A 22729-nucleotide genomic window follows, 5' to 3' on the forward strand; every position below is an offset into this window, starting at 1 on the left:
CTGTGCGGCCGTTCTGGTCGAGGAGCGGAGCGGCCCGAGAGACAGAGGCCAGAGCGGGGCTCGGAGAGCCCTGAGCAGCGGAGCGGAGCGAAGCGATGAGTACAGAGTTCCTGAAGGTGGCCCATGCGGCACGAGAGGCCGCCGCCGAGCTGGCCCCGCTGCCGCGGGCGCCCAAGGACCGGGCGTTGCGTGCCGTCGCCGACTCCCTGGTCGCGCGGGCCGCCGAGATCGTCGAGGCCAACGCCGCCGACGTCGAACAGGCCAGGGAGCGGGGCACGTCCGAGGCGATGATCGACCGGTTGCGCCTCGACGAGGCCAGGGTGGCGGTCATCGCGGAGGCCGTGCGCCAGGTGGCCGACCTGCCCGACCCGGTGGGCGAGGTGATCCGCGGGAGCACCCTGCCCAACGGGCTGGAGCTGCGCCAGGTCAGCGTGCCGCTGGGCGTGATCGGCATCATCTACGAGGGCCGTCCCAACGTCACCGTCGACGCCGCCGCGCTCTGCCTCAAGAGCGGCAACGCCGTGCTGCTGCGTGGCTCGTCCAGCGCCTACTCCTCCAACACCGCGCTGGTGCGGATCATGCAGGAGGCGCTCCAGGAGACCGAGGTGCCCGCGGGCGCCGTGCAACTCGTCCCGGGCCTCACGCGTGACTCCGTCAAGGAGCTGATGCGGGCTCGCGGGCTGGTCGACGTGCTGATCCCGCGTGGCGGCGCCTCGCTGATCAACTCGGTGGTCGAGGAGTCCACGGTGCCGGTGATCGAGACCGGCGTGGGCAACTGCCATGTGTACGTCGACGCCGACGCCGATCCCGACCTGGCCGTGCAGATCCTGGTCAACGCCAAGGCGCAGCGGCCGTCGGTGTGCAACGCGGCCGAGACGTTCCTGGTGCACGCCGACATCGCGGAGACGTTCGTGCCCAGGGCGCTCGCGGCGCTCGGGGAGGCCGGGGTGACCGTGCACGGCGACGAGCGGATCGGCCGGTTCGGGGAGGTCGTGCCCGTCACCGAGGACGACTTCTACGCCGAATACCTCTCGCTCGACATCGCGGCCGCCGTCGTCGGCTCGCTGGAGGAGGCGGTGGCGCACATCCGGCGTTACGGCTCGGGGCACACCGACGCCATCGTCACCCGGTCTCAGCGGGCCGCCCGCAGGTTCGTGTCGATGGTCGACTCGGCGGCCGTGGCCGTCAACGCCTCCACCCGGTTCACCGACGGGGGTGAGTTCGGGTTCGGCGCCGAGATCGGCATCTCCACCCAGAAACTGCACGCGAGGGGCCCGATGGGGCTGCCCGAACTGACCTCCACCAAGTGGATCTATACCGGTGAGGGACATCTGCGCACGTCCGAGGGCACGGTCATCGCTCGGTCAGCCGACTGACCGGATTGGGAAAGGCGGCGGTGTGTCGGTCCCGTCCGATGGCCGCCGCCCGGTTTCACTGGCCCGCATGCAGATCGTCATCGCTCTGGCCTTCGCGGCCGTCGTCCTGTTCGGTGCTGATCGCCTGATGCTCTGGCTGGAGAGCCATGGCCACGTCCGCTGGCGCAGGAAGGGCCGCAGAGACCTGTCACAGGAGCCGAGGGCCACGCTCGACAGTCTGCTCGCGGAGTCGTCTCGCCGGTAAAGTCTCGGCGCGCCTCAGACGTAAGCCGCTGTCCCACCGCTAGAGTTGTGTCCTTATGGGTGCGCCGAGCAGGGAGGGACGGTGACCAAGCTCGGCAAGGTCGGACCTTATACCTTGCTCGAGCGGCTTGGCCGGGGCGGCATGGGCGAGGTCTATCTCGCCAGTGCCCGACGGGGCGAGCGGGTCGCGCTCAAGGTGCTGCATGACCTCGTAGAGGATGACTCGTCCCGCATCCGGCTGGAGCGCGAGGTTCGTGCGCTTCGCCGCGTCGAGAGTCCCTACGTCGCGAGAGTGCTCGACGCCGACCTCGACAGCGCCCGTCCCTACCTCGTCATGGAGCACATCGAGGGTGCCACGCTGCTCGACCGGGTACGGCACAGCGGCCCGCTCAACCTCGCGCAGCTGGTCGAGCTGGCGCAGGGCATCGCCACCGCGTTGGCGATCATCCACGCGGCCGGGGTCGTCCACCGTGATCTGAAGCCGGCCAACATCCTCATGGGGGCCGAGGGGCCCGTACTGATCGACTTCGGCATCGCCCAGGTGCTCGACGCCACCCGGCTGACCATGACCGGCACCTTCCTCGGCACCCCCGGCTACACCGCGCCCGAGATCTTCGCCGACGAGCAGGTCGAGTCACCCGCCGACGTGCACGCCTGGGCCGCGACCGTGGCGTTCGCCGCGACCGGGCGGCCGACGTTCGGGCGGGGCACCGCCGAGGCGCAGATGTACGCCGTGCTCAACGGGCAGGCCGACCTCAAGGGCGTGCCCGTGGCGCTGCTGCCGCTGGTGCGGGCCGCCCTCAACCGCGAGCCCGGCAAGCGTCCCACGGCCGCGCTGCTGGCCGATCGGCTGGCGCGGCTGGCCAAGGCGACCGGGGCGCCCGACCCCGACCAGCCGGGTCAGCGCGCCGCGCCGGCCGACGGCCGCACGGGTGAGGAGGCCGCGGCCCGCTCGACGGGCGGTGACGGCACGCCGCGCCCCGGGCGGGGGCGCGTGGCCGAGGGCAAGGTGCCGGCGCCGCGCGGCCGGGCCAACCCGGATGGGGCGGCGCGGAGCCGTACCAATGCCGATGGGCGGGGCGCGGGGGAGGCGCGTGGCCGGGGCGTGGCCGAGGCGCGCGGCCGTGCGTCCGCGGACGAGCCGGGGCGCGGGAGTGGCACCGACGCCCGGGGCCGGGCGGCCGCCTCCGCCGACGACGTGGGGCGCGGACGTGGCGCCGCCGACGCGCCCGGCCGGAGCAGGGGCGCCGCCGCCGAGGGAGCGCGCGGCCGTGCGTCCGCCGACGGAACGGCGCGGAGTCGCGCCGCCGCCGAGGGGCCGGCGCGGAGCCGTACGGCGACCGAGGGGGCGGCGCGGACGCGCACGGCCGCCGAGGGGAAGGTGCCCGCGCCACGCGGACGGGTCAATGACGCCAGGGTCCGGGCTCGTGCGGCGGAGGCCGCCAAAGCAGGACGGGCCCGGACCAAGGCCGCGACCGGCACCGCCAAGCAGCGCCGCGCGGAGTCGGGCGCCACCACGCTGCCGGCGGGCAACACGGCGCTGCTGCTGCTGGCCGTGCTCGCCGTGCCGTGTGTGGTGGCGTCCGTGATCTGGCCGATCGCGACCATCGTCATCACCGCGGTGTTCGTGGTGCTCATCAGGCTGGTCTGGATGAGCCACTGGATGGTGCGGAAACGCGCGTCACGGCGGTGGCGGACGGCACTGCGGGTGCTGTTGTTCCCGTTCGCGCTCGCCGGGTCGGCCGTGACCGCGGTGGTCTGGCCGGGTGTGCCCGTCTCGGTGGCGGCCGGCGGAGCGCTCTGGCTCATCGGCGGCGGTCAGATCGCCGCCGACTGGTGGCTGCAGCCCGCTCCGGTCACCGCCGCGGGCGTGGTGTTCGGCATGCTGTGCGGCGGCATCACCGGCCGCGAGATCGAGCGGATCGGCGAGCACCTGCCGGAGCTGCGCCGGGAGGGGCTGCGCGCACTGGCCGTGCTGGGCGGGTTCGTCGCCCTGTGCGCGGCTGCCGTACGCGCGATCGCCCTGCTGCTCTGACCCCTGCTGCTCGGACGGATCAGCCCTGGCCGCCGTCACGGCGGGAGAAGCGGTTGAAGATGCGCTCGCCCGCGTTGACCGCGCCCTCGGCCACGTCGCGCAGCACGCCGATGAACGGGTCCTGCGACTGTGACCACGACTCGCGGTAGGACTCGGCCGCCGCCTTGACCTCGTCGGTGACCCTGGCGTTGGCGTCGTCCTCCCTGCGCGGGTAGTCGCCGCCGAGAATGCGGTCGTAGTCGCCGCTGCGGTGCCACTTGTCCAGCTCGGCCACGCGCACCACGGCGAACGGGTGGGTGGTGCCAAGCAGGTTGAGGACCTTGAGGAAGCCGTCGCGCAGGTCGCCCGCGGTGTCGTACTCGTGGTACTGCTCCAGGAACGCCTCGATGTTCATCTCGTGCGTGTAGTCGCCACCGGCGAGCTTCATCAGCGCGCGCTTGGCCGCCTCGGGGTCCTGGCCGGTGAGCAGGCCGCCGCGGTCGGAGGACAGCTCGGACTTGCGATACCACTCTTCGAGCCCCGCGACGATCGCGCGCAGGCCGATGTAGCCGAGCGGGATCCAGGCGACGCGGGTGGCGAGGCGGGTGAGGATGTCGAGCATCGTCCGGTAGACCGCGTGACCCGACAGGATGTGCGAGGTCTCGTGGCCGATGACGAAACGCTGCTCCTCCTCGTTCATGAGGTTGAGCAGGCCGGTGGTCACGACGATGAACGGGTCGTCGAAGCCGATGGCCTTCGCCTGCACCTGGGGGTCCTGCTGAACGTAGATCTCGGGGATCCGGTGCAGGTCGAGGGTGTAGGCGGCGTCGCGGCCCATGTCGTAGAGGGAGCGGAACTGGGTCTCGCTCACGCGCACGGCCGACGCGAGGTACATCAGGCGCAGCCGGCGCTCGCTGATCAGGCCGGACATCTGCTTGAGGACCGTGTCGAACCCGCTCAACTTACGCAGAGCGACCAGAGCCGACCGGTCTGCGGGGTGTTCGTAGGCACGGGACGAGATGCCGGGCAGTTGGACGCGGTTGCGGTCCGGGGTGGTCGTCATGCCCGGCATGCTACGTCCGCCGGGGAAGGGATGCGCGTTCATCACGAAGGGGGGTGCCATCATGTTGGGTCGCGGCTTCCGCGTAAGGTCCGTTTCATGATGAACGCGCCTGGCGCTCAGGGGAAGCGACGCGTTGGTGTCATGGGCGGGACGTTCGATCCCATCCACCACGGCCACCTGGTCGCCGCCAGTGAAGTGGCCCATCACTTCGACCTCGACGAGGTCGTCTTCGTGCCCACGGGGAGGCCGTACCAGAAGGCGGAGCGCGAGGTGTCGGCGCCCGAGGACCGCTATCTGATGACGGTCATCGCGACCGCGTCGAACCCGCGTTTCTCGGTCAGCCGGGTCGACGTCGACCGACCCGGGCCGACCTTCACCATCGACACCCTGCGCGATGTCTCGGACATCTACCGGCACGACTGCGAGCTCTACTTCATCACCGGTGCCGACGCGCTCGGCGCCATCCTCACCTGGCAGGACGCCGACGAGCTGTTCGAACTCGCCCACTTCGTCGGCTGCACCAGGCCCGGGCACACCCTGCACGATCCCGGGCTGCCCGAGGGCAAGGTCACGCTGCTGGAGATCCCCGCCCTGGCCATCTCGTCGTCGGAGTGCAGGCAGCGTGTGGCCAAGGGGGAGCCGATCTGGTACCTGGTGCCCGACGGCATCGTCCAGTACATCAACAAGCGCGGGCTCTACCGGGCCGCGGGCGCCTAGGGTCTTCGAGCCGTACGTGAGGTGTCTGTGCCGGGAAGGGTAGGCTCGGGGGCAAGGGCATGCTGCCGACACAGGAGGACAGACCCGCATCGTGACCGCATCTGAGAGAGCCGTCCAGCTGGTGCAGATCGCCGCCGAAGCCGCGGCCGACAAGCTGGCCGATGACATCCTCGCCTACGACGTGAGCGAGCAACTCGTCATCACCGACGCGTTCCTGCTCTGCTCCGCCACGAACGACCGCCAGGTACGCGCCATCGTCGACGAGATCGAGGACAAGCTGCGCACCGAGGCCGACGCCAAGCCGGTGCGCCGCGAGGGCGAGCGCGAAGGCCGCTGGGTGCTCCTCGACTACATCGACATCGTCGTGCACGTCCAGCACGAGGAGGACCGCACCTTCTACGCGCTCGAGCGCCTGTGGAAGGACTGCCCGGCCATCGCGCTGCCGGAGAGCGTGATACAGGCCAACATCCAGCGGGCCCGCACTTGAGCAGGCGCATCGTCTGCCTGCGGCACGGCCAGACACTGTGGAACGTCGAACAGCGCTTCCAGGGCCACTCCGACATCCCGCTCGACGAGACCGGCCAGGCCCAGGCGGCCAGGGCGGCCTCCCTGCTGGCGTCGCTGCGTCCGACGCTGATCGTCTCCTCCGACCTGCAACGGGCCAACGACACCGCGCTCGCGCTCGGCCGGATCGCCGGCCTGGACGTGCTGGTCGACAAGGACTTCCGGGAGCGGGGCGGCGGCCAGTGGGAGGGGCTCACCCGCGAGGAGATCGCCGCCCGCTGGCCGGAGGAGTACGTGGCCTGGGAGGCGCCCGACGGCGAGCTGGTCGGTGACGTCGCCCTGAGGGTCGCCGCGGCCATGCGCCGCTGGGCGTCCCGGCTGGAGGATGACGGCCTGCTGGTCGTCGCCTCGCACGGCGCCGCGCTGCGGCTCGGCATCTGCGAGCTGCTCGGCCTGCCCGAGCAGCTCTGGCCGGCCCTGGGCGGGCTGGGCAACTGCTCGTGGTCGGTGTTGCAGGAGGGGCGCAAGGGGTGGCGCCTCCTGGAGCACAACGCGGGCACGCTGCCGGAGCCCGTCAACAGCGACGACCGTCCCGACGCCGTGGCCTGACGACACCATGAGCACGGGCCGCATGGTGCGCGGCTCGTGCGATTAGGCGAATCCCCGGGTTGGATATATGCTGCCGGAGCGCCGCGCGCGAGCAGACTCGTGGCGGTGACCAGGGGCTATGGCGCAGTTGGTAGCGCGCCTCCATGGCATGGAGGAGGTCTGGGGTTCGAATCCCCATAGCTCCACATCAATCCACCAGGTCGAAAGCTCGGTTCCAGAACATGGAGCCGGGCTTTCGTCGTATCGGGGCGAGCTCGGTGTCGGACAAGCTGAGCGGCAGGCGGAGGTGTCGGCACTCTGCTGGTGCAGTTGGTCCGGGCGGCAGGCGCCGGGTCAACAGATGGCTCAGGCGGAGACGGGTTCCTGATCAGCGTCGTCAAAGGGTGGGTAGCTTTCGCCGGCCATTCGATCGGCTGCGTCAATGTAGTGGGTGAGCGCCTCGCGGGACTGGGCGAGCCTTGCCATCTGATCGTCCAGTCGCTGCAGCCGTGACCGCATCGCGGCCAGCAACTCGGGACATCCGAGCAGCTCCGGGGCCTCACCGACCGCGCAGGGCAGCAGGTACGCGATGTCCTCAGAGGACAAGCCCGCACCAAGCAGGTGCCGGATCTGCTTCACCCGCAGCACGGCGCTCTCGTCGTACTCGCGGTAACCGTTCGCGCCCCGGTCCGCCTCCAGCAGGCCCTGGGCCTCGTAGTAGCGCAACTGGTGGGCGTTGACGCCCGTCCGACGACTAAGTTCCCCGATCAGCATCGAACCCTCACTTGACCTTCACACCGGTATCAACGTTGACGATGCTGCCATGAACCGCGAAACCGATACACCCGTGACAGTCATCGGACTCGGACTGATGGGCCGGGCACTCGCCGGCGCGTTCCTGAAAGCCGGGCATCCCACCACCGTGTGGAACCGCACCACCTTCAAGGCCGACCAGCTGGTGGCCGAGGGGGCACGGCTGGCGCCAACGGTCGGCGACGCGCTCAGGGCCGGTTCCCTGACGATCGTCTGCGTCACCGATTACCAGGCCGTGTACGAGCTGCTCGGTGTGAGCGACAGCGAGCTGGACGGCAAGATGTTGATCAATCTGACCTCGGGCGACTCGGCCCAGGCCCGGGAAGCCGCCCAATGGGCCGAGCAGCGCGGTGCCCATTACCTGGACGGCGCCATCATGGCCATCCCGCCGGCGATCGGGACCGCCGAGGCGGTGATTCTGCACAGCGGGCCGCGGTCGGGCTTCGAGGCCCACAAGGCAACGCTCGACGCGCTCGGCACCGTCACCTACCTTGGTGCGGACCATGGGCTGGCGTCCCTGTACGACGTGGCCGGCCTCGCCATGATGTGGAGCGTCCTGAACGCCTGGCTCCACGGCACGGCCCTGCTCAGGACGGCCGGTGTTGACGCCGCAACGTATGCGCCGTTCGCACGGCAGATCGCCGCCGGTGTGGCCGAATGGCTTCCTGGATATGCCGAGCAGATCGACAGCGGCTCCTTCCCGGCCGAGGTGTCGGCCCTGGAGACCGACGTGCGGGCGATGGCACACCTGATCGAGGAGAGCGAGACGGTGGGGGTCAACGCCGAACTGCCGAAGTTGATCAAGGCGATGGCCGACCGCTCGATCGCCGCCGGACACGGTGGGGAGCAGTATCCGGTGCTGATCGAAGAGTTCGGCAAACCCCGCGACGACTGACCGGTCCCGGGTGCCGGGATCTCGGCGCCGTCGGTGAAGTCGTCTCCGTGGTGGGGGACGTCAGTACTGGTTCGTCCTGGCGTCCAGGTCGAGCCCCTCGTCGAGCTCCTTCGCGGATACCCCCTTGAGGCGCAGCTGGTCCTTGGCGATCCGGCCGAGCGTGGGCAGGCCGCCGCGGTCCGGCCAGGTCTCGGGCTGCCACAGCGACGAGCGCAGGAACGCCTTCGCGCAGTGCATGTACAGCTCTTCGACGTCGACGAGCACCGCCAGCCGCGGCCGCTTGCCCTGGACGGTCAGGTCGTCGAAGAACGGGGCGTCCGACACGAGCGTCGCGCGGCCGTTGACGCGCAGTGTCTCGTTCATCCCCGGCACGATGAACAGCAGCCCGACGTGGGGGTTGTGCACGATGTTGCGGAGGCTGTCGAGCCGGTGGTTGCCGGGCCGGTCGGCGAGCACCAGCCGGTGGTCGTCGAGGACCAGGACCGATCCGGCGGGGTCCCCTCGCGGCGAGAGGTCGCAGGCTCCGTCCGTGTTGGAGGTCGCCAGCAGTACGAACGGAGAGTGGGCGATGATCGTGCGCGCGTGCTCGTCGATCCGGCCGATGTCCTTGTCCCAGGCGTTCTGCCTCGGCTCCACTATGATCTCCCGGAGCTCGGCCTCGGTCGCCACCGTACGGATTTCAGAAGGGTTCACCCCCCAAGCCTAGTCAAGCCGGGCGTTTCAGAATCTTCCCCGGCTGGGGAGCACGAGGGTGCCGCCCGGTCGTCGTGCTGCCGCGCTCACTAGGGTGGGGGAATGCCGCTCGCGCTCCACCGTGTCCTCCCATGACCAGAGAGGCCCGCATCCTGCCCGCCCTCGCGGCGGGGTCGGTCGAGACGCCGTTCGTGATCCTCGGCTGGAGCGAGACCATCGCCCGCGACACCACCTGGAACGAGCACTCCCACCCCTTCCACGAGCTGCTCTGGAACGAGCGGGGCGCGTCCACGGCCGTGGCAGGGGCGAAGGTCTGGACGGTCACCCCGTCCCTGGGGCTGTGGATGCCCGCGGGCACGCCGCACTCCGGCTCGGCGATCGCCGGCACCTGGTGCCGCGCCAGCTTCTTCGGCTTCGGCAGCATGACCGCGATCTCTCCCACGCCCATCGGCGTCGAGATCACCCCGCTGCTCAGGCTGCTGCTGGAGCGGCTCGCCGACCCGGAACTGCCCGCCGGCTCACGGGCGGTGACCGAGGCGATGGTGTTCGACGTGCTCACCCCCTCCCCGCGCGAACTGCTCCTGCAGGTGCCGACCTCCGGCCTGCTGCGCCCGATCGTCGACGCGGTCCGGGACGATCCGAGTGATCAGCGGACGCTGACGGACTGGGCGTCCCACCTCGGCGTGAGCGCCCGTACGATCACCCGTGCCTTCAACGCGGAGACGGGCACCAGCTTCGCGCGCTGGGTCGCGGCGGTGCGCGTGCAGCACGCGGTCGCGCTGCTCACCCGGGGGTGGGAGGTCGACGCCGTGGCCGAGGAGGTCGGCTATCGCTCGGCGAGCGCCTTCGGCGCGGCCTTCCGGCGGACGACCGGGCTGACCCCTGGAGCGTTCCGCGCGCGTTGAGGCTCCGGTGCGCCCCACGCCGCCTTCCGGTTCGGCTGCCGTGTCCCGATCTCGACAACGGGTGTCTCAAACGGATGATTGCGACAACTCGGTCATTTCGCCTAAGGTCCCACCAAGGCAAGCCTTACCTAACCAAGGGCTTGCGGGTGTACCGCTCCACGGACGCGGACCGCGATCCAGACGTGCGAGGGCCGGCACCAGCGGACCTGATGAAAGTGGAGTACGGATTGAAGCGTCCACGTAGCCTTCGCATCCTCGCCGTGGCAGCCGTTCTGCTGGGCATCGCGGCCTGCGGCAGCCCGTCGGAGACGACGAACCAGAGCGCGGGCGCCGGCCCGAGCAGCAGCCCGAGCGCCTTCCCCATGACGGTCGAGCACGCGCTGGGAACGACCACCATCCAGGCGAAGCCGGCGCGGGTGGCCACGGTCAACTGGGCCAACCACGAAGCGCCGCTGGCCCTCGGCGTCGTCCCGGTCGGCATGGCCGCGGCGAACTTCGGCGATGACGACGACGACGGGCTGCTGCCCTGGGTGAAGAAGCGCCTGGAGGAGCTCAACGCCAAGACGCCCGTGCTGTTCGACGAGACCGACGGCATCGACTTCGAGGCCGTCGCCGACACGAAGCCGGACGTGATCCTGGCCGCCTACTCGGGCCTGACCCAGCAGGACTACGACACCCTGAGCGAGATCGCCCCCGTGGTGGCCTACCCGGACGCCGCCTGGGCGACCCCGTGGCGCGAGATCATCCGGATGAACAGCAAGGCCATCGGGCTCGCGGCCGAGGGCGAGAAGCTCATCGGCGACATCGAGGGCGACATCAAGGCGGTCGTCGCGAAGTACCCGCAGCTCAAGGGCAAGTCGGCGATGTTCATGACGCACGTCGACCCCAACGACGTGAGCGAGATCGGCTTCTACACGACGCACGACACCCGCACGCTGTTCTTCGAGGACCTCGGGCTGACGATCCCGGGCAGCATCGCCGACGCGTCCAAGGGCACGGACAAGTTCGCCCTGACGCGGAGCGCGGAACAGATCGACGTGTTCGACGACGTCGACATCATCACCGGGTACGGCGACGAGAAGGGTGAGCTGCTCGCGAAGCTCGGCAAGGACCCGCTGCTGTCGAAGATCCCCGCGGTCCAGCGCGGCACGGTGTACCTGCTGCCCGGCAGCACGCCCCTGGGCACCGCCGCGAACCCGACCCCGCTGTCGATCTCGTGGGTGCTGGAGGACTACGTCAAGGCGCTCGCCGAGGCCGCGGACAAGGTCAAGTGACGTCGGTCGACACCGACCGCCTGCCGGACGCCGCCCTCGTGCGGCGTCCGGCGCGCGTCCGGAGCCTGTGGCTGCTCGTCGTGGTCCTGGTCCTGGGCGCGCTCATGGTGCTCTCCGTGGCCCTCGGCTCGCGCGACGTCGCCTGGTCCGACGTCTGGGCGGCCCTCGGCGGGGCGGACGACTCCCTCGAACAGGCGGCGGTCGCCAAGCGGATCCCGCGTACCCTGCTCGCGGTGCTGGTCGGCGCCGCGCTCGGTCTCGCCGGCGGCGTCATGCAGGGCGTGACCCGCAACCCGCTGGCCGACCCCGGGATCCTGGGGGTCAACATGGGCGCGTCGCTCTCCGTCGTCACCGCCGTCGCGTTCTTCGGGCTCACGTCGCCGACCGGGTACATCTGGGTCGCGATGGCGGGGGCCGCCGCCTCGGCCGGGTTCGTCTACACCGTCGGGTCCCTCGGGCGGGGCGGGGCCACGCCGCTCAAGCTCGCGCTCGCCGGCGCCGCCACGTCGGCGGCCTTCGCCTCGCTGGTCAGCGCCGTCATCCTGCCCCGCAACGACATCGCCGGAAGCTTCCGGCTCTGGCAGATCGGCGGGGTCGGCGGCGCGTCCTACGAGCGCATCGGGCACGTCCTGCCGTTCCTCGCCGTCGGCTTCGCCGTGTGCCTCCTGTCCGCCCGCGCGTTGAACTCGCTCGCCCTGGGCGACGAGCTCGCCGCCGGGCTCGGTGAGCGCGTCGCCGTCATCCGGGTCACGGCCGCCTTCGGCGCCGTCGTGCTGTGCGGCGCGGCGACCGCCGTCGCCGGGCCGATCGCCTTCGTCGGACTCGTGGTCCCGCACGCGTGCCGCCTGCTCGTCGGCGTGGACCAGCGCTGGTTGCTGCCGTTCTCCGCCCTGGCCGGCGCGTCGCTGCTCACGGCGGCCGACGTCGTCGGCCGCATGGTGACGCGCCCCGCGGACGTCGAGGTGGGCATCGTGACGGCGCTGATCGGCGCTCCGTTCTTCATCCACATCGTCCGCCGTCAGAAGGTGCGTGAGCTGTGAGCGAGCACAGCGGTGCGGTGTTCGCGGGCCCCGCGAAGGAGGAGCCGTGAGCGCTCCCGCCGCCACCCGGCCGCCCGTCGTCCAGATCGTCGCCCGAGGGCGCCGCCGGCGGGCCTCCCGCCGCCGCCTCGTCCTGCTGACGCTGGCGGTGCTCGTCGTCGCCGGGTTCGCCGTGACCCTGGTGGCCGGGCAGACGTTCTACCCGCCCCGCGACGTGATCCGCGTCATCCTGGGTGAGCAGATCCCCGGGGCGTCGTTCACGGTCGGGCGGCTCCGGCTGCCGCGGGCCGTGCTCGCCGTGGTCGCGGGATTCAGCTTCGGCCTGGCCGGCGTGACCTTCCAGACGATGCTCCGCAACCCGCTGGCCAGCCCCGACATCATCGGCATCAGCTCGGGGGCGAGCACCGCGGCGGCCATCGCGATCGTGTCGCTGTCTCTCGGCAGGGCCCAGGTGTCGGCCGTCGCCATCGTCTCGGCCCTCGTCGTCGCGCTGCTCGTGTACGTGCTGGCGTTCCGGGACGGCGTCGCCGGCACGCGGCTCATCCTGATCGGCATCGGGATCGCCGCGTTTCTGGACAGCGTCACCTCCTACGTTCTGTCCCAGGCCGCCGAATGGGACCTCCAGGAGGCGCTGCGCTGGCTGGCCGGCAGTCTCAACGGAAGTACCTGGGAACAGGTCCTGCCCGCCCTCGTCGCGCTGGTCGTCCTCGCCCCCGTCCTGCTGTCCAGGGCGCGCGACCTGTCGGCGATGCAGCTCGGCGACGACACCGCCGCCGCCATCGGGGTCCGCGTCGAACGCACCCGCATCACGGTGATCGTCGCCGCCGTCGGCCTGATCGCCTTCGCCACGGCGGCGGCCGGGCCGATCGCGTTCGTGGCGTTCCTGAGCGGCCCCATCGCGGCCCGGCTCGTCGGCGTGGGCGGCTCCCTGCTCGTGCCCGCCGGGCTCGTCGGCGCCCTCCTGGTCCTCGTCGCCGACTTCGCCGGCCAGTTCGCGTTCGACACCCGCTATCCGGTCGGCGTCGTCACCGGTGTCCTCGGCGCGCCGTATCTCGTCTATCTGATCGTCCGCACCCATCGGGCCGGAGGCTCGCTGTGACCACGTCCTTCTCCCCGGCGTCCTTCTCTCCGGAGGCTCACTCTCTCGCGGCCGAGGGCCTCACGCTCGGCTACGGTGACCGCGTCGTCGTCGAGTCCCTCGACCTGCTCGTGCCGCCCGGCGAGATCACGGTCATCGTCGGCGCGAACGCCTGCGGGAAATCGACGCTCCTGCGCTCCCTGGCGCGGCTGCTCAGGCCGCGCGCGGGCCGGGTCGTCCTCGACGGCAAGGAGGTGCACCGCATGCCCACCAAGGAACTGGCCCGCACCCTCGGACTGCTGCCCCAGTCGCCGGTCGCGCCCGAGGGCATCGGCGTGCTCGACCTCGTCGGCCGCGGCCGCCACCCCCACCAGGGGATCTTCTCCCGGTGGAACGACCGGGACGACGCCGCGGTGGCGGCCGCCCTGGAGGCCACCCGGACCACGGACCTCGCCGAGCGCGCCGTCGACGAGCTGTCAGGCGGTCAGCGCCAGCGGGTCTGGATCGCCATGGCGCTGGCCCAGGAGACCGACCTGCTCCTCCTCGACGAGCCCACCACTTTCCTCGACGCCAGTCACCAGATCGAGGTCCTCGACCTGCTGACCGACCTGAACCACGGCCGAGGCACCACCATCGTGATGGTCCTGCACGACCTCAACCTGGCCGCCCGCTACGCCGACCACCTCATCGCCCTGGCCGGCGGAGGACTGCACGCCTGCGGCACTCCGGCCGAGGTCCTCACCGAGGACTGTGTTCGGGCCGTCTTCGGCCTCGACAGCCGCATCACCGAGGATCCCGTCTCCGGCCGCCCGCTGATGCTCCCCATCGGCCGCCACCACGTCCGGCCACAGCACACCGCCTCCCCTTCGCGCTGACGAGGGGGAGGCGGTGTGTGTTCCGCCGCGCGGCGGTGACCCGTACGGCGGATCGTCAGTCCTCGTGGGTGATGGGAGTCGGGTCGTAGCCACGCCAGCCGTCGTTGCGGCGCAGGAAGAGGCCGGCCAGGAAGCTGAGCAGGCCCCCGGTCATGGTGCGGCCCGTCATCGCCGAGACGTCCCGGGACGGGTCGTGCTCCACGAAGTCGATCGCCGCCACCTTCGGGTGCTGGCCCAGCGCGTACAGCGCCTCGTACAGGTCGACCGGGTGCAGGCCCTCCGGGGTGGCCGCTCCGGTGCCCGTCGCGTAGCCGAGCTCCAGCACGTCGACGTCCACGGTGACGTAGATCGCGTCGGTGCCGTCGCCGGCGATCCGCACCATCTGCTCGATCACGGCGTCGATGCCCGTCCGGCGCACCTGGCGGCCGGTGATGATGGTGCCGCCCTGTCCCTCGACCCACCGCTTGTAGTAGCTGGCGTTCATGAAGCCGTGGATGCCGACCTGCACCAGGTTCTTGCCCGAGAACGGGAGACCGGATTCGAGGAGCTGGCGGATGGGCGTGCCGTTGGTCGGGCCGTGGTCCATGACCCGTACGTCGTTGTGCGCGTCGAAGTGGATGAGGCCGAGCTTCTGCCCGGGGTGGGTGCGGGCGAAGGCGCGCGCGGCCGGCGCCGTGATGGCGTGGTCGCCGCCGATCAGCACCAGGAACGAGTCACCCGAGGCCCGCCACAGCGCGGACATGGTGTCCTCGATGCGCCGCAGGCCCTCGTACTGGTCCAGCACCGGTACGGCGATGTCGCCGAGATCCCGGGCCGTCATGCTGGCCAGGTCCACGTCGAAGTCGGGGCTGTAGGTGGTGAAGGACGGCGTGGACAGCCGCAGCGCGTCCGGCGCCGCGAAACAGCTCGTCGGCAGGATCGACGTCGTCGACAGGCCCACACCCACCAGACCGACGTCGAAGGACGAGTCGAAGTCCCAAGGACGCAGCCAGTTCCACACCCGGGGCTCGAAGCGGTCCTCGAACCTGCCGTTGAGCACGATGCCGGGCTCCTTGAGGTGTGCCACGTCGTGCGCGCGCAGCCATTCCTCGCGTGCGGTCATCCTTGTCTCCTTCCTGTGTCCCGAGCTAGAGGACCCGGCGCAGGAAGGCCTGGGTCCGTTCGTGGCTCGGGCGCTCCAAAATCTCGGACGGGTGGCCCTGTTCGACGAGCCGCCCCTGGTCCATGAACACCACCCGGTCGGCGACCTCGCGGGCGAACCCCATCTCGTGGGTGACCACGATCATGGTCATGCCGTCCCGGGCCAGGTCGCCCATCACCGCCAGGACGTCGCCCACCAGCTCCGGGTCCAGCGCCGACGTCGGCTCGTCGAAGAGCATCAGGCGCGGGCGCATGGCCAGCGCGCGGGCGATCGCCACCCGCTGCTGCTGGCCCCCGGAGAGCTGCCTCGGGTACGCCGACTCCTTCTCCGCGAGACCGACCCTGGCCAGCAGCTCGCGGCCGGCGGCCTCGGCCTCCCGTTGCCGCATCTTGCCGAGCCGTACCGGCGCCTCGACGACGTTGCCGAGGACGGTCATGTGGGGGAAGAGGTTGAACTGCTGGAAGACCATGCCGATCTGCTCGCGCTTGCGGCAGATCTCGCGGTCCTTCAGCTCGTAGACCTTGTCGCCCTTGCGGCGGTAGCCGACGAGTTCGCCGTCCACCTCGATCCGGCCGCCGTCGACCTTCTCCAGGTGGTTGACGCAGCGCAGCAGCGTGGACTTGCCCGAGCCGGACGGCCCGATCAGGCAGACGACCTCGCCGGGCCACACCTCCAGGTTGATGCCGCGCAGCACTTCGAGCCGGCCGAAGGACTTGCGGACGCCGCGGATGCGGACCGCGGGCGGGGACGCGGACGCTTCGGATGTCGTCATGGGCGTTCCCTCCCCGCGGTCACCCGCGTGTCGTGCGGCCGGAGCCGGCGCAGCAGCCCGCCGGCGAAGGTCTCGGTCGTCCGCCGGTGGCGGGACGTCCTGCGTTCCAGATAGGTCTGGCCGAGGGTGAGCACGCTGGTCACGATGAGGTACCAGAGGCTGGCCACCATCAGCAGCGGGATCGTCTCGTACGTCCGCGAGTAGATGACCTGTGCCGAGTAGAGCAACTCGGGCATCGCGATCACGCTGATCAGCGAGGTGTACTTCAGCATCGAGATCGTCTCGTTGCCGGTGGGCGGCAGGATGACCCGGATGGCCTGCGGCAGCACGATGCGCCGCATGATGACCGAGCGGCGCAGGCCGAGTGCCTGGGCGGCCTCGGTCTGGCCGTGTTCGACGGAGTTGATGCCGCCCCGCACGATCTCGGCCATGTAGGCGGCCTCGTTGAGCGACAGCCCGATGATGGCGACCAGCGCCGGAGTGAGGATGTCGTTGGCCGGGATGTCGAAGAACTCGGGGCCGAACGGCACGCCGACGGTCAGCACGGGATACAGCGCGGAGATGTTGAACAGGAAGATCAACTGAACCAGCAGCGGGGTGCCGCGGAAGAACCACGTGTAGAGGTTGGCGCCGCCCTTCAGCACCGGATTGGGCGACAGCCGCATCAGCGCGATGACGATGCCGAGGACCACCGCGATGGTCATGGACACCGCGGTCAGCCAGAGCGTGGTCCACAGGCCGGACAGGATCGCCGAGGAGAAGAAGTACTCCCCGACGACGTCCCACTGGAAGCGCTCGTTGGTGACGAGGGAGGAGGCGACCGCCACCGCGACGACGAGCACGAGTGCCGAGGCGACCCAGCGGCCGGGGTGCCGCAGCGGCACGGCGCGTACGTCGTCGCCGTGCCCCTGCGGGTCCCCTGCCACGTTGCCGTCGTCCAGGGAGGTCGTACGGTCAGCTTCGGGCATCGTTCACAGTGATCTTGGTCAGCGCGCCGTCCGCGACGCCGTACTTCTCCAGGATCTTGAGGTAGGCGCCGTCGTCGACGAGCTTCTGCAGGGCCTTCTGCAGGACCGGCACGAGCTTGCTGCCCTTCGGCAGGGCCATGCCCACCGGCGCCTCGTTGATCGCCTCACCGACCTGCTTGATCTTGGAGTCGGGCTTGGCCTCCAGGTAGGAGTTCTGCAGGCTGTCGCCGCACAGCGCCTCGATGCGGCCGCTGGTGACGGCCAGCATGGCCTGCTGGAGCTGCTGGAACACCTGCAGCTTGACGGCGGGCTTGCCGTCCTGCTCGCACTTGGTGCTCTGCTCCGACAGGTACATCTCCTCGGCGCTGCCCCGCACCACGCCGATGGTCCGGCCGCAGCTGGTCTCCAGCGTCAGATCGTCGATGTCGCTGTCGGCGGTGACGACGAAGCCGGAGGAGTCGATGATGAAGTCGACGAAGTCCACCTGCTCCTGGCGCTTCTTGTTGTCCAGCATCGCGGAGATCGTCACGTCGTAGCGGCCCGCCGCCAGCCCGGGGATCAGGCTGTCGAAGCTGGTGTTCTGCAGGTCGATCTCGGTGCCCAGCACATCGCCCAGGGCCTCGCCCAGGTCGATGTCGAGCCCGGCGGGCTTGCCGCCCTCGTCCACCGCCCACGGCATGCCGATCGTGAGGTCGGTCGCGCCCTTGAGCGGGCCGGTGAACCCGGCGGCCTTGAGCTCCTCGGCCAGCGCGGGATCGGCGCTGGCCCAGGTGCCGGCGGGCTTGGCGGTGGTCTCGCCCGCGCCTGAGCCGGCGTCGCCGGAGCCACCGCACGCGGTCAGCGCGAGCGTGGCGGTCAGCGCGAGGGTGTGCAGTTTCGTCGTCCGGTTCATCGTCCGCCCCCCTACCTGGAACACGACAGTGGAGCGCGGAGTGCCCGCCGGGGCGGGATCCGGTGGAGAGCGGTCATCGAACCTCCAGGGAAGGGGTGGGATTGCCGGAATCTTCGCAGAGTGACCTTCCGCTGACTGCCGACAGATGTTGCACGTCGCTACGGGTGGAGCGACATTTGTCAACGCGACGCGAACCGGCGGGCGCGTCGAGGGCGGGGATCATGACCGGCGGGCGTCTCCGGCCGTCGGCGTACGGTCGCCTACGTGTCGCCTAACGCGGGGGAGCCGGTGCTCGTGGCGCCGGCCGCGTCCACGCCGTACGGCTGACGCAGCCGCAGGAGCCGGGCCAGTTTCAGCTCCAGATGGGCGACCAGGCGATCGTGGCCGTTGCCCAGGTCCAGGCCGGTGAGCTCCTCGATGCGGCGCAGCCGCCCGTAGAGCGAGGCGCGGTGCAGGTGCAGCCGCTGGGCGGAGCGCGCCACGTCTCCGGCGTTGTCGAGGAAGACCTCCAGCGTCTCGGCCAGCGGGGCGCCCACGCTCTCCCGGTCGATCAGCAGGCGGATGCCGGGATGGAGGACGACCTCCTCCGGCTGGTCGTTCACGAGCTGGGCGATGCGCGCGTACACGCCGAGGCCGCTGTGGTGCACGGTCCGGGCCATGCTGCCGAGGGAGGCGGCCACCTGGGCGCCGCGCAGCGCCTCGCGGTAGGAGGCGACCAGCTCCGTGAGCTGCGGGCACGCGTTGCCCACGCCGGCCCAGACGGTGAACGGACCGGTCGCCGACAGGGCCAGCTCGATCTTCTCCCGGGCCGTCTCGGCGAGTCTCTGGTCCAGTGTGTGCCTCGGCACCGCCCCGTCGTCCGGCCTGGCCATCACCAGGAGGCCGTGGTTCTGGCGTACCAGGCTCAGGGTCTGCCTCGCGGGAAGGGTCATCCGCACCGATTCGAGGGCCGCCGACAGGCTCGACCGCTCCGCCTCGTCCAGCCCCGCCCCAGTGCTGGAGACGGGCAGGAACACCGCCACGGCGGCCGGCCACTCGTGCCGGAAGATGTCCGCGTCGGCGATGCGCTCGACCGCGCGGACGCGGGCCTCGATGTCGTCGGACAGCAGCCGGATCAGGCTCTCCCGCTCGCTGAGGCTGCGCAGCTCGTCGATGTGCCGCTGGCGCTGGAACACCTCGGCGACGCTCTCGGCGGCGGCCTCGATCCGGCGTCGCCGCGACTCGGCCAGCTCGGGATCGTCGACCTGCACCCAGATGTAGGCGACGGCCTTGCCGCCGACGCGGGCGACCGCGGCCCAGCGCGGGCAGGTCATCCCGATGGCGGGGTTGGCGGGGAGCAGGAAGGCGCCCTTGCGTTCCGGGGCCCGGTGGACGGTGATCCAGCGCAGGATGTCGGGGCCGGCGTGACGGCGCAGGATGGCCTGCTCACGGGCCGGGTCGTTGCCGCTGGGATGGTAGGTGTAGACGTACTGCCGGAGCTGCGTGTCGTCGATCGCCACCGGCCGGTCAAGGGCCGCCCCCAACCGGTCGGCGATGCGTTGCAGCTCGGCAATCATGCCGCCATCGTAGGGGCAAAACCCCCTTACCTGGGCAAATAGCTATTAAAGCGATATTTAGCCCAGACGGTCGAACTCCTCAGGGGTGGGATCGTCCTCGGTGAGCAGCCCAGGAACGGTGAAGCGGAACCTGCAGACCTGGTCGCCGCGCGACTTCACCGACGTCCAGCGCACCTCGGTCTCCGGGTTGTAGCCCTGGAAGAGCCCCCGATGGTTGGAGGAGTCGAACAGGTAGCCGAGCCGCAGTCCCTCCTCGCCCTCCGACGCCCAGACCTCCGCCAGGGGGCAGTAGGTGCAGTCGAGGTAGTAGGCGCCGTCGCTGATGTGCTGGCGCTCCTTGAAGACGAAGACCGCCTCGCTCGGGTCGCGCTCCTGCAGGCCGTCGGTGCTCGCGAAGTTGGCCATGGTCAGCGGCTTGCCCAGGGCGAGCATGCGGTCGCGGATCGCGCCGCCCCGGTCGGCGCCGAACCGGTAGGCCGCCTGCCGGATGGTCTCCTCGCCGGAGGCGTCGTAGGCCCGTACCAGCTCTCGCGAGATGTACATCTGCATCGCCGCGAGCAGGCCGGTGGTGCGCCGGTTGACCTCGATCAGCCGGACCGGATCCGCCGCCAGGGCGCCGAGGCGCGGCGCCCGCTGCGCCGGATCGGCCCCCGTGACGCGCAGGCGCCAGGGACGGGCGGCCACGTCGTCGGCCTCGATGCCCACCCCGGCGCCGTAACCCGTCGCGATGCCCGCCGACAGCTCAGGCCAGTAGAGGCGCAGGGCGGACAGCGCGGCGGTCTCGCCGATCTGCTCGGTCAGGTACGCCCGGCCGGGAGCCTCCGGCAGGGTCAGCACGACGGCCGGCCCGTCGGTGGCGACCGAGAGCTCGCCGTCGGCGGCGGCCAGCTCCCATTCGCCGCTGTCCCAGTGTTCGAGCAGCGCGGCCGGATCGCGGCCGGTGACGAACGAGGCGGCCTGATCGCGCATGGCGGTGCCGCGGAAGACGCCCTCCTGGCGGACTCCCCGGGCGATCGCCTCCAGGCCCGGCGCGCCGTGCTGGCGCTCGACCGCCTGGTAGAACACCTTCAGCTTCAGCCAGTGGTAGTCCTGGAAGGACCGCAGCGACGCGAGAGACGACGCTCCCGTCTCCTTCGTCCCGGACGCGGTGGCGTGGTCGGCGGTCATGAGCGGTTGCCGTCCTCTCCTCGGTTGTACACGCGGCGGCCGGCCTGCCACGTCTCGGTCACCCGGCCGCGCAGGTCGGACAGATCGGTTAGTTCGCCTTCGAGCAGCACCAGGTCCGCCGTCAGGCCCGGCGTGACGCGGCCGATCCGGTCCGAGAGGCCGAGCAGCTCCGCCGCCCGGGAGGTGGCCGCGGCCCACACCTCGTAGGCGGGCAGCCCGCACTCCGCGAGCAGCGGAAGTTCGCGCAGGTTGTCGCCGTGCGGGCCGATTCCGGTGTCGGTGCCGAGCGCGATGTTGACGCCCGCCTCGATGGCTTTGGCGACGGCGTCACGGTGCACGGACGCGACTTCGAGCGCCTTGTCGAGCACGGCGGGCTCGTGCAGCTCGCCGCGCTGGGCCGCCTCGATGACCGACGTCGGCGCGATCAGGGTGGGAACCAGCCAGGTGCCGTGCGCCAGCATGAGCTCGATCGCCTCGTCGTCGAGGAAGATGCCGTGTTCGATGGAGCGGACCCCCGCGCGTACGGCGTTCTTGATGCCCTCCACGCCCTGGGCGTGCGCCATCACGTGCACGTGCGCCGCGTTGGCCTCGGCGACCAGTACGGCGAGCTCGTCGGGGCGGAAGTGGGCATGGCGCGGATCGTCCGAGGGCGACAGCACGCCGCCCGTGGTGGCGACCTTGATCACGTCAGCGCCGGCCCGCAGCATGGTGCGGACCGTCCTGCGCATCTCGTCGGGGCCGTCGGCGATCCCCGATGGCACGCCCGGATGCTGGGCGAAGAGGGCCAGGTCCACGCCACAGCTCAGGTTGCCGTCGTTGTGCCCCCCGGTCTGGCTGATCATGTTCACCGCGATCAGGGTGCGCGGACCCTCGATCAGGCCCTGCGCCAGCGCCTGCTTCAGGCCGAGGTCGGCGCCCGCCGCGTCCCGCACGGTGGTGATGCCGGTCTCCAGCGTCTTGCGGCAGTTGACCACCGCCTGGAAGAAGTGCAGCGAGAACGGGTTGGAGACGCGGTTGACCAGGTTGATGTCGGAGAGCGTCAGGTGCACGTGCGTGTCGATCAGGCCGGGCAGGACGATCCGGCCGGTCGCGTCGACCACCCGGTCGCCGTCGCCGATGGCGAGCTCGGTGCCCACCGCGACGATGACGCCGTCCTCGACGAGTACGTTGGCGGCTTCGGGAGCGGTGCCCGTGCCGTCGAAGACCCGGCCGCCGGTGAAGAGGGTGCGGCCCATCAGACGTGACATCCCCGGCGGGGGCCCGTCTCCAGCGGACGGCGCGGCGGCGTGGAGTAGACCGGCTCCAGCGGCTCCCAGGCCCAGGTGCCGTCGCACGCGTCGAGTGTGTAGAACCAGTACATGCGCAGCTCGGAGTCGCCGGTGTCGATGCCGTGCGGAGCCCACGCCGGCACGTACACCGTGTCGCCCTGCGCCACCTCGTAGGCGTCGTCGCCCACGTAGATCGTCGCGGTGCCCTCGAGCACGTGGTAGATCTCCGCCGGGGCGTGGCGGTGGATCGTGTAGTGCAGGTGCGGGTCGACGCCCGCCGTGCCGATCACGAACTCCTTGGTGCCGGACGCCGGCTCCAGCAGATAGCGGCAGCGCAGCCGCATCCCCTTCGACGGCTCGACCGGGACCCACGAGACCATGTCCTCGGCGACCGCCCACCGGTCGAACAGTCCCGTGGACGGGGCGGTGTTCGGGTTCGCGCCCGATTCGAGCGCCGTGTCGGGCAGCAGCCGGGAGGTCACGGTCTTCTCGTGGCCGCCGGTGGCGTAGGCGACGAAGAAGCGCGCGGGCTCGGCGCCGATGTTGGCGATGGAGTGCGCCTCTCCGGGCGGGAAGTAGGCGGCGCCGGGAGCCGACAGCTCCACCGAGCCGCCCGGTCGCCACAGCCGCAGCGTGCCCTCGGCGATGAAGATCGCCTCGGCGTGCCCGTTGCTGTGGGTCGGCACGACCTGGCCGGGCGCGAGCGTGACCTCGCCGAAGGTGATGTCCGCGTCGGCCCCGAGGGTGTCCGGCAGCAGGCCGAGCACCTGCGTGTCGCGGAATTCGGGCAGTTGGTGGAGGTTGTCTCCGGAACGCGAGGCGACAGACCGCGGAAAGTGCATCGAAGCGGGCAACAAAGCTCCCAGTGCGACAAAAGCCGTTTTCGG

General features: G+C 70.8%; 23 protein-coding genes and 1 tRNA gene. 13 read left to right on the forward strand and 11 right to left on the reverse strand.

The genetic code is table 11. The features are described 5' to 3' along the window. The first annotated feature begins 95 nt into the window (after window positions 1-95). From AC5L3X_RS35655 to AC5L3X_RS35665, 3 genes are all read left to right on the forward strand, one after another. The gene (locus tag AC5L3X_RS35655; RefSeq protein WP_494862945.1) at window positions 96-1376 is read left to right on the forward strand and encodes a glutamate-5-semialdehyde dehydrogenase; all 1281 of its coding nucleotides are present in this window, start codon (window positions 96-98) and stop codon (window positions 1374-1376) included. Window positions 1377-1443: 67 nt separating this feature from the next. Beyond that, a complete protein-coding gene (locus AC5L3X_RS35660) occupies window positions 1444-1620 on the forward strand; it encodes a hypothetical protein (RefSeq protein WP_494862947.1) in 177 nt (58 codons plus the stop codon). A gap of 81 nt (window positions 1621-1701) precedes the next feature. Then, window positions 1702-3654 (forward strand): serine/threonine-protein kinase, encoded by a 1953-nt coding sequence (locus AC5L3X_RS35665; protein WP_494862949.1) that lies wholly within the window; start codon window positions 1702-1704, stop codon window positions 3652-3654. Between the two features lie 19 nt (window positions 3655-3673). Here AC5L3X_RS35665 and AC5L3X_RS35670 read toward each other — a convergent pair whose 3' ends face one another. Further along, window positions 3674-4705 carry a M48 family metallopeptidase gene (locus AC5L3X_RS35670; protein WP_372459761.1) on the reverse strand — a complete coding sequence of 344 codons (1032 nt, stop codon included), beginning with the start codon at window positions 4703-4705 and terminating at the stop codon, window positions 3674-3676. A gap of 87 nt (window positions 4706-4792) precedes the next feature. Here AC5L3X_RS35670 and nadD point away from each other — a divergent pair, with 87 nt between their 5' ends. The 4 genes from nadD to AC5L3X_RS35690 all read left to right on the forward strand — a co-directional run bounded on the left by nadD (window position 4793) and on the right by AC5L3X_RS35690 (window position 6711). Further along, complete coding sequence (gene nadD / locus AC5L3X_RS35675) at window positions 4793-5413, forward strand: nicotinate-nucleotide adenylyltransferase (RefSeq protein WP_189128906.1); 621 nt, start codon at window positions 4793-4795, stop codon at window positions 5411-5413. Window positions 5414-5504: 91 nt separating this feature from the next. After that, a complete protein-coding gene (gene rsfS / locus AC5L3X_RS35680) occupies window positions 5505-5900 on the forward strand; it encodes a ribosome silencing factor (RefSeq protein WP_494862952.1) in 396 nt (131 codons plus the stop codon). Beyond that, window positions 5897-6526: a histidine phosphatase family protein gene (locus AC5L3X_RS35685; RefSeq protein ID WP_189128908.1), complete on the forward strand. Its 630-nt coding sequence runs from the start codon at window positions 5897-5899 to the stop codon at window positions 6524-6526. Before rsfS ends, AC5L3X_RS35685 begins: the two co-directional genes overlap by 4 nt. Before the next feature lie 112 nt (window positions 6527-6638). After that, window positions 6639-6711 (forward strand) — tRNA-Ala (locus tag AC5L3X_RS35690). A gap of 160 nt (window positions 6712-6871) precedes the next feature. On the opposite strand, the gene AC5L3X_RS35695 is transcribed toward AC5L3X_RS35690, so the two are convergent. Then, window positions 6872-7279, reverse strand: a complete 408-nt coding sequence (locus AC5L3X_RS35695; protein WP_494862954.1) for a MerR family transcriptional regulator — start codon at window positions 7277-7279, stop codon at window positions 6872-6874. A 49-nt stretch (window positions 7280-7328) separates the two neighbouring features. Here AC5L3X_RS35695 and AC5L3X_RS35700 point away from each other — a divergent pair, with 49 nt between their 5' ends. After that, window positions 7329-8213, forward strand: a complete 885-nt coding sequence (locus AC5L3X_RS35700) for an NAD(P)-dependent oxidoreductase (RefSeq protein WP_494862956.1) — start codon at window positions 7329-7331, stop codon at window positions 8211-8213. A 60-nt stretch (window positions 8214-8273) separates the two neighbouring features. On the opposite strand, the gene AC5L3X_RS35705 is transcribed toward AC5L3X_RS35700, so the two are convergent. Then, on the reverse strand, window positions 8274-8906 hold the full coding sequence (locus AC5L3X_RS35705; RefSeq protein WP_494862958.1) for a pyridoxamine 5'-phosphate oxidase family protein: 633 nt from the start codon (window positions 8904-8906) through the stop codon (window positions 8274-8276). A gap of 131 nt (window positions 8907-9037) precedes the next feature. Between AC5L3X_RS35705 and AC5L3X_RS35710 the strand changes: the two genes are divergently transcribed. The 5 genes from AC5L3X_RS35710 to AC5L3X_RS35730 all read left to right on the forward strand — a co-directional run bounded on the left by AC5L3X_RS35710 (window position 9038) and on the right by AC5L3X_RS35730 (window position 14078). Further along, window positions 9038-9811, forward strand: a complete 774-nt coding sequence (locus AC5L3X_RS35710; RefSeq protein ID WP_494862960.1) for an AraC family transcriptional regulator — start codon at window positions 9038-9040, stop codon at window positions 9809-9811. Between the two features lie 260 nt (window positions 9812-10071). Next, a complete protein-coding gene (locus AC5L3X_RS35715) occupies window positions 10072-11085 on the forward strand; it encodes an iron-siderophore ABC transporter substrate-binding protein (protein ID WP_494862962.1) in 1014 nt (337 codons plus the stop codon). Beyond that, a complete protein-coding gene (locus AC5L3X_RS35720; protein WP_494862964.1) occupies window positions 11082-12125 on the forward strand; it encodes a FecCD family ABC transporter permease in 1044 nt (347 codons plus the stop codon). Before AC5L3X_RS35715 ends, AC5L3X_RS35720 begins: the two co-directional genes overlap by 4 nt. Window positions 12126-12171: 46 nt before the next feature. Beyond that, window positions 12172-13224, forward strand: coding sequence for a FecCD family ABC transporter permease (locus tag AC5L3X_RS35725; RefSeq protein ID WP_494862966.1), 1053 nt, complete (start codon window positions 12172-12174; stop codon window positions 13222-13224). Then, complete coding sequence (locus AC5L3X_RS35730; protein ID WP_494862968.1) at window positions 13221-14078, forward strand: ABC transporter ATP-binding protein; 858 nt, start codon at window positions 13221-13223, stop codon at window positions 14076-14078. Before AC5L3X_RS35725 ends, AC5L3X_RS35730 begins: the two co-directional genes overlap by 4 nt. Window positions 14079-14133: 55 nt before the next feature. Here AC5L3X_RS35730 and AC5L3X_RS35735 read toward each other — a convergent pair whose 3' ends face one another. The 8 genes from AC5L3X_RS35735 to AC5L3X_RS35770 all read right to left on the reverse strand — a co-directional run bounded on the left by AC5L3X_RS35735 (window position 14134) and on the right by AC5L3X_RS35770 (window position 22684). Next, window positions 14134-15180, reverse strand: coding sequence for an agmatinase family protein (locus tag AC5L3X_RS35735; RefSeq protein WP_189128912.1), 1047 nt, complete (start codon window positions 15178-15180; stop codon window positions 14134-14136). 25 nt (window positions 15181-15205) lie between these two features. Then, window positions 15206-15991, reverse strand: coding sequence for an amino acid ABC transporter ATP-binding protein (locus tag AC5L3X_RS35740; protein WP_189128913.1), 786 nt, complete (start codon window positions 15989-15991; stop codon window positions 15206-15208). Next, window positions 15988-16959 carry an amino acid ABC transporter permease gene (locus AC5L3X_RS35745; RefSeq protein WP_494862971.1) on the reverse strand — a complete coding sequence of 324 codons (972 nt, stop codon included), beginning with the start codon at window positions 16957-16959 and terminating at the stop codon, window positions 15988-15990. Before AC5L3X_RS35745 ends, AC5L3X_RS35740 begins: the two co-directional genes overlap by 4 nt. Continuing rightward, window positions 16946-17851, reverse strand: a complete 906-nt coding sequence (locus tag AC5L3X_RS35750) for an ABC transporter substrate-binding protein (RefSeq protein ID WP_494862973.1) — start codon at window positions 17849-17851, stop codon at window positions 16946-16948. Before AC5L3X_RS35750 ends, AC5L3X_RS35745 begins: the two co-directional genes overlap by 14 nt. Window positions 17852-18111: 260 nt before the next feature. Then, complete coding sequence (locus AC5L3X_RS35755; RefSeq protein ID WP_494862975.1) at window positions 18112-19407, reverse strand: PucR family transcriptional regulator; 1296 nt, start codon at window positions 19405-19407, stop codon at window positions 18112-18114. Between the two features lie 57 nt (window positions 19408-19464). Continuing rightward, a complete protein-coding gene (locus tag AC5L3X_RS35760; protein ID WP_189128917.1) occupies window positions 19465-20574 on the reverse strand; it encodes an L-2-amino-thiazoline-4-carboxylic acid hydrolase in 1110 nt (369 codons plus the stop codon). Beyond that, entirely contained in the window at window positions 20571-21809 is a 1239-nt protein-coding gene (locus AC5L3X_RS35765; protein ID WP_494862977.1) for a metal-dependent hydrolase family protein, read from the reverse strand. Before AC5L3X_RS35765 ends, AC5L3X_RS35760 begins: the two co-directional genes overlap by 4 nt. Continuing rightward, the gene (locus AC5L3X_RS35770; protein ID WP_494862979.1) at window positions 21809-22684 is read right to left on the reverse strand and encodes a dimethylsulfonioproprionate lyase family protein; all 876 of its coding nucleotides are present in this window, start codon (window positions 22682-22684) and stop codon (window positions 21809-21811) included. Before AC5L3X_RS35770 ends, AC5L3X_RS35765 begins: the two co-directional genes overlap by 1 nt. Between the last annotated feature and the right edge of the window lie 45 nt (window positions 22685-22729).

It is taken from the genome of Nonomuraea sp. CX421 (assembly GCF_059358955.1).

Excerpts from the sequence above, each read along its gene's own strand:
- AC5L3X_RS35770 (WP_494862979.1), bottom strand. The coding sequence starts at position 22,684 with ATGCACTTTCCGCGGTCTGTCGCCTCGCGTTCCGGAGACAACCTCCAC.
- AC5L3X_RS35740 (WP_189128913.1), bottom strand. The coding sequence starts at position 15,991 with ATGACGACATCCGAAGCGTCCGCGTCCCCGCCCGCGGTCCGCATCCGC.
- AC5L3X_RS35735 (WP_189128912.1), bottom strand. The coding sequence starts at position 15,180 with ATGACCGCACGCGAGGAATGGCTGCGCGCGCACGACGTGGCACACCTC.
- AC5L3X_RS35655 (WP_494862945.1), top strand. The coding sequence starts at position 96 with ATGAGTACAGAGTTCCTGAAGGTGGCCCATGCGGCACGAGAGGCCGCC.
- nadD (WP_189128906.1), top strand. The coding sequence starts at position 4,793 with ATGATGAACGCGCCTGGCGCTCAGGGGAAGCGACGCGTTGGTGTCATG.
- AC5L3X_RS35755 (WP_494862975.1), bottom strand. The coding sequence starts at position 19,407 with ATGATTGCCGAGCTGCAACGCATCGCCGACCGGTTGGGGGCGGCCCTT.
- AC5L3X_RS35760 (WP_189128917.1), bottom strand. The coding sequence starts at position 20,574 with ATGACCGCCGACCACGCCACCGCGTCCGGGACGAAGGAGACGGGAGCG.
- AC5L3X_RS35750 (WP_494862973.1), bottom strand. The coding sequence starts at position 17,851 with ATGAACCGGACGACGAAACTGCACACCCTCGCGCTGACCGCCACGCTC.
- AC5L3X_RS35660 (WP_494862947.1), top strand. The coding sequence starts at position 1,444 with ATGCAGATCGTCATCGCTCTGGCCTTCGCGGCCGTCGTCCTGTTCGGT.
- AC5L3X_RS35710 (WP_494862960.1), top strand. The coding sequence starts at position 9,038 with ATGACCAGAGAGGCCCGCATCCTGCCCGCCCTCGCGGCGGGGTCGGTC.
- AC5L3X_RS35700 (WP_494862956.1), top strand. The coding sequence starts at position 7,329 with ATGAACCGCGAAACCGATACACCCGTGACAGTCATCGGACTCGGACTG.
- AC5L3X_RS35745 (WP_494862971.1), bottom strand. The coding sequence starts at position 16,959 with ATGCCCGAAGCTGACCGTACGACCTCCCTGGACGACGGCAACGTGGCA.
- AC5L3X_RS35670 (WP_372459761.1), bottom strand. The coding sequence starts at position 4,705 with ATGCCGGGCATGACGACCACCCCGGACCGCAACCGCGTCCAACTGCCC.
- AC5L3X_RS35765 (WP_494862977.1), bottom strand. The coding sequence starts at position 21,809 with ATGGGCCGCACCCTCTTCACCGGCGGCCGGGTCTTCGACGGCACGGGC.
- AC5L3X_RS35695 (WP_494862954.1), bottom strand. The coding sequence starts at position 7,279 with ATGCTGATCGGGGAACTTAGTCGTCGGACGGGCGTCAACGCCCACCAG.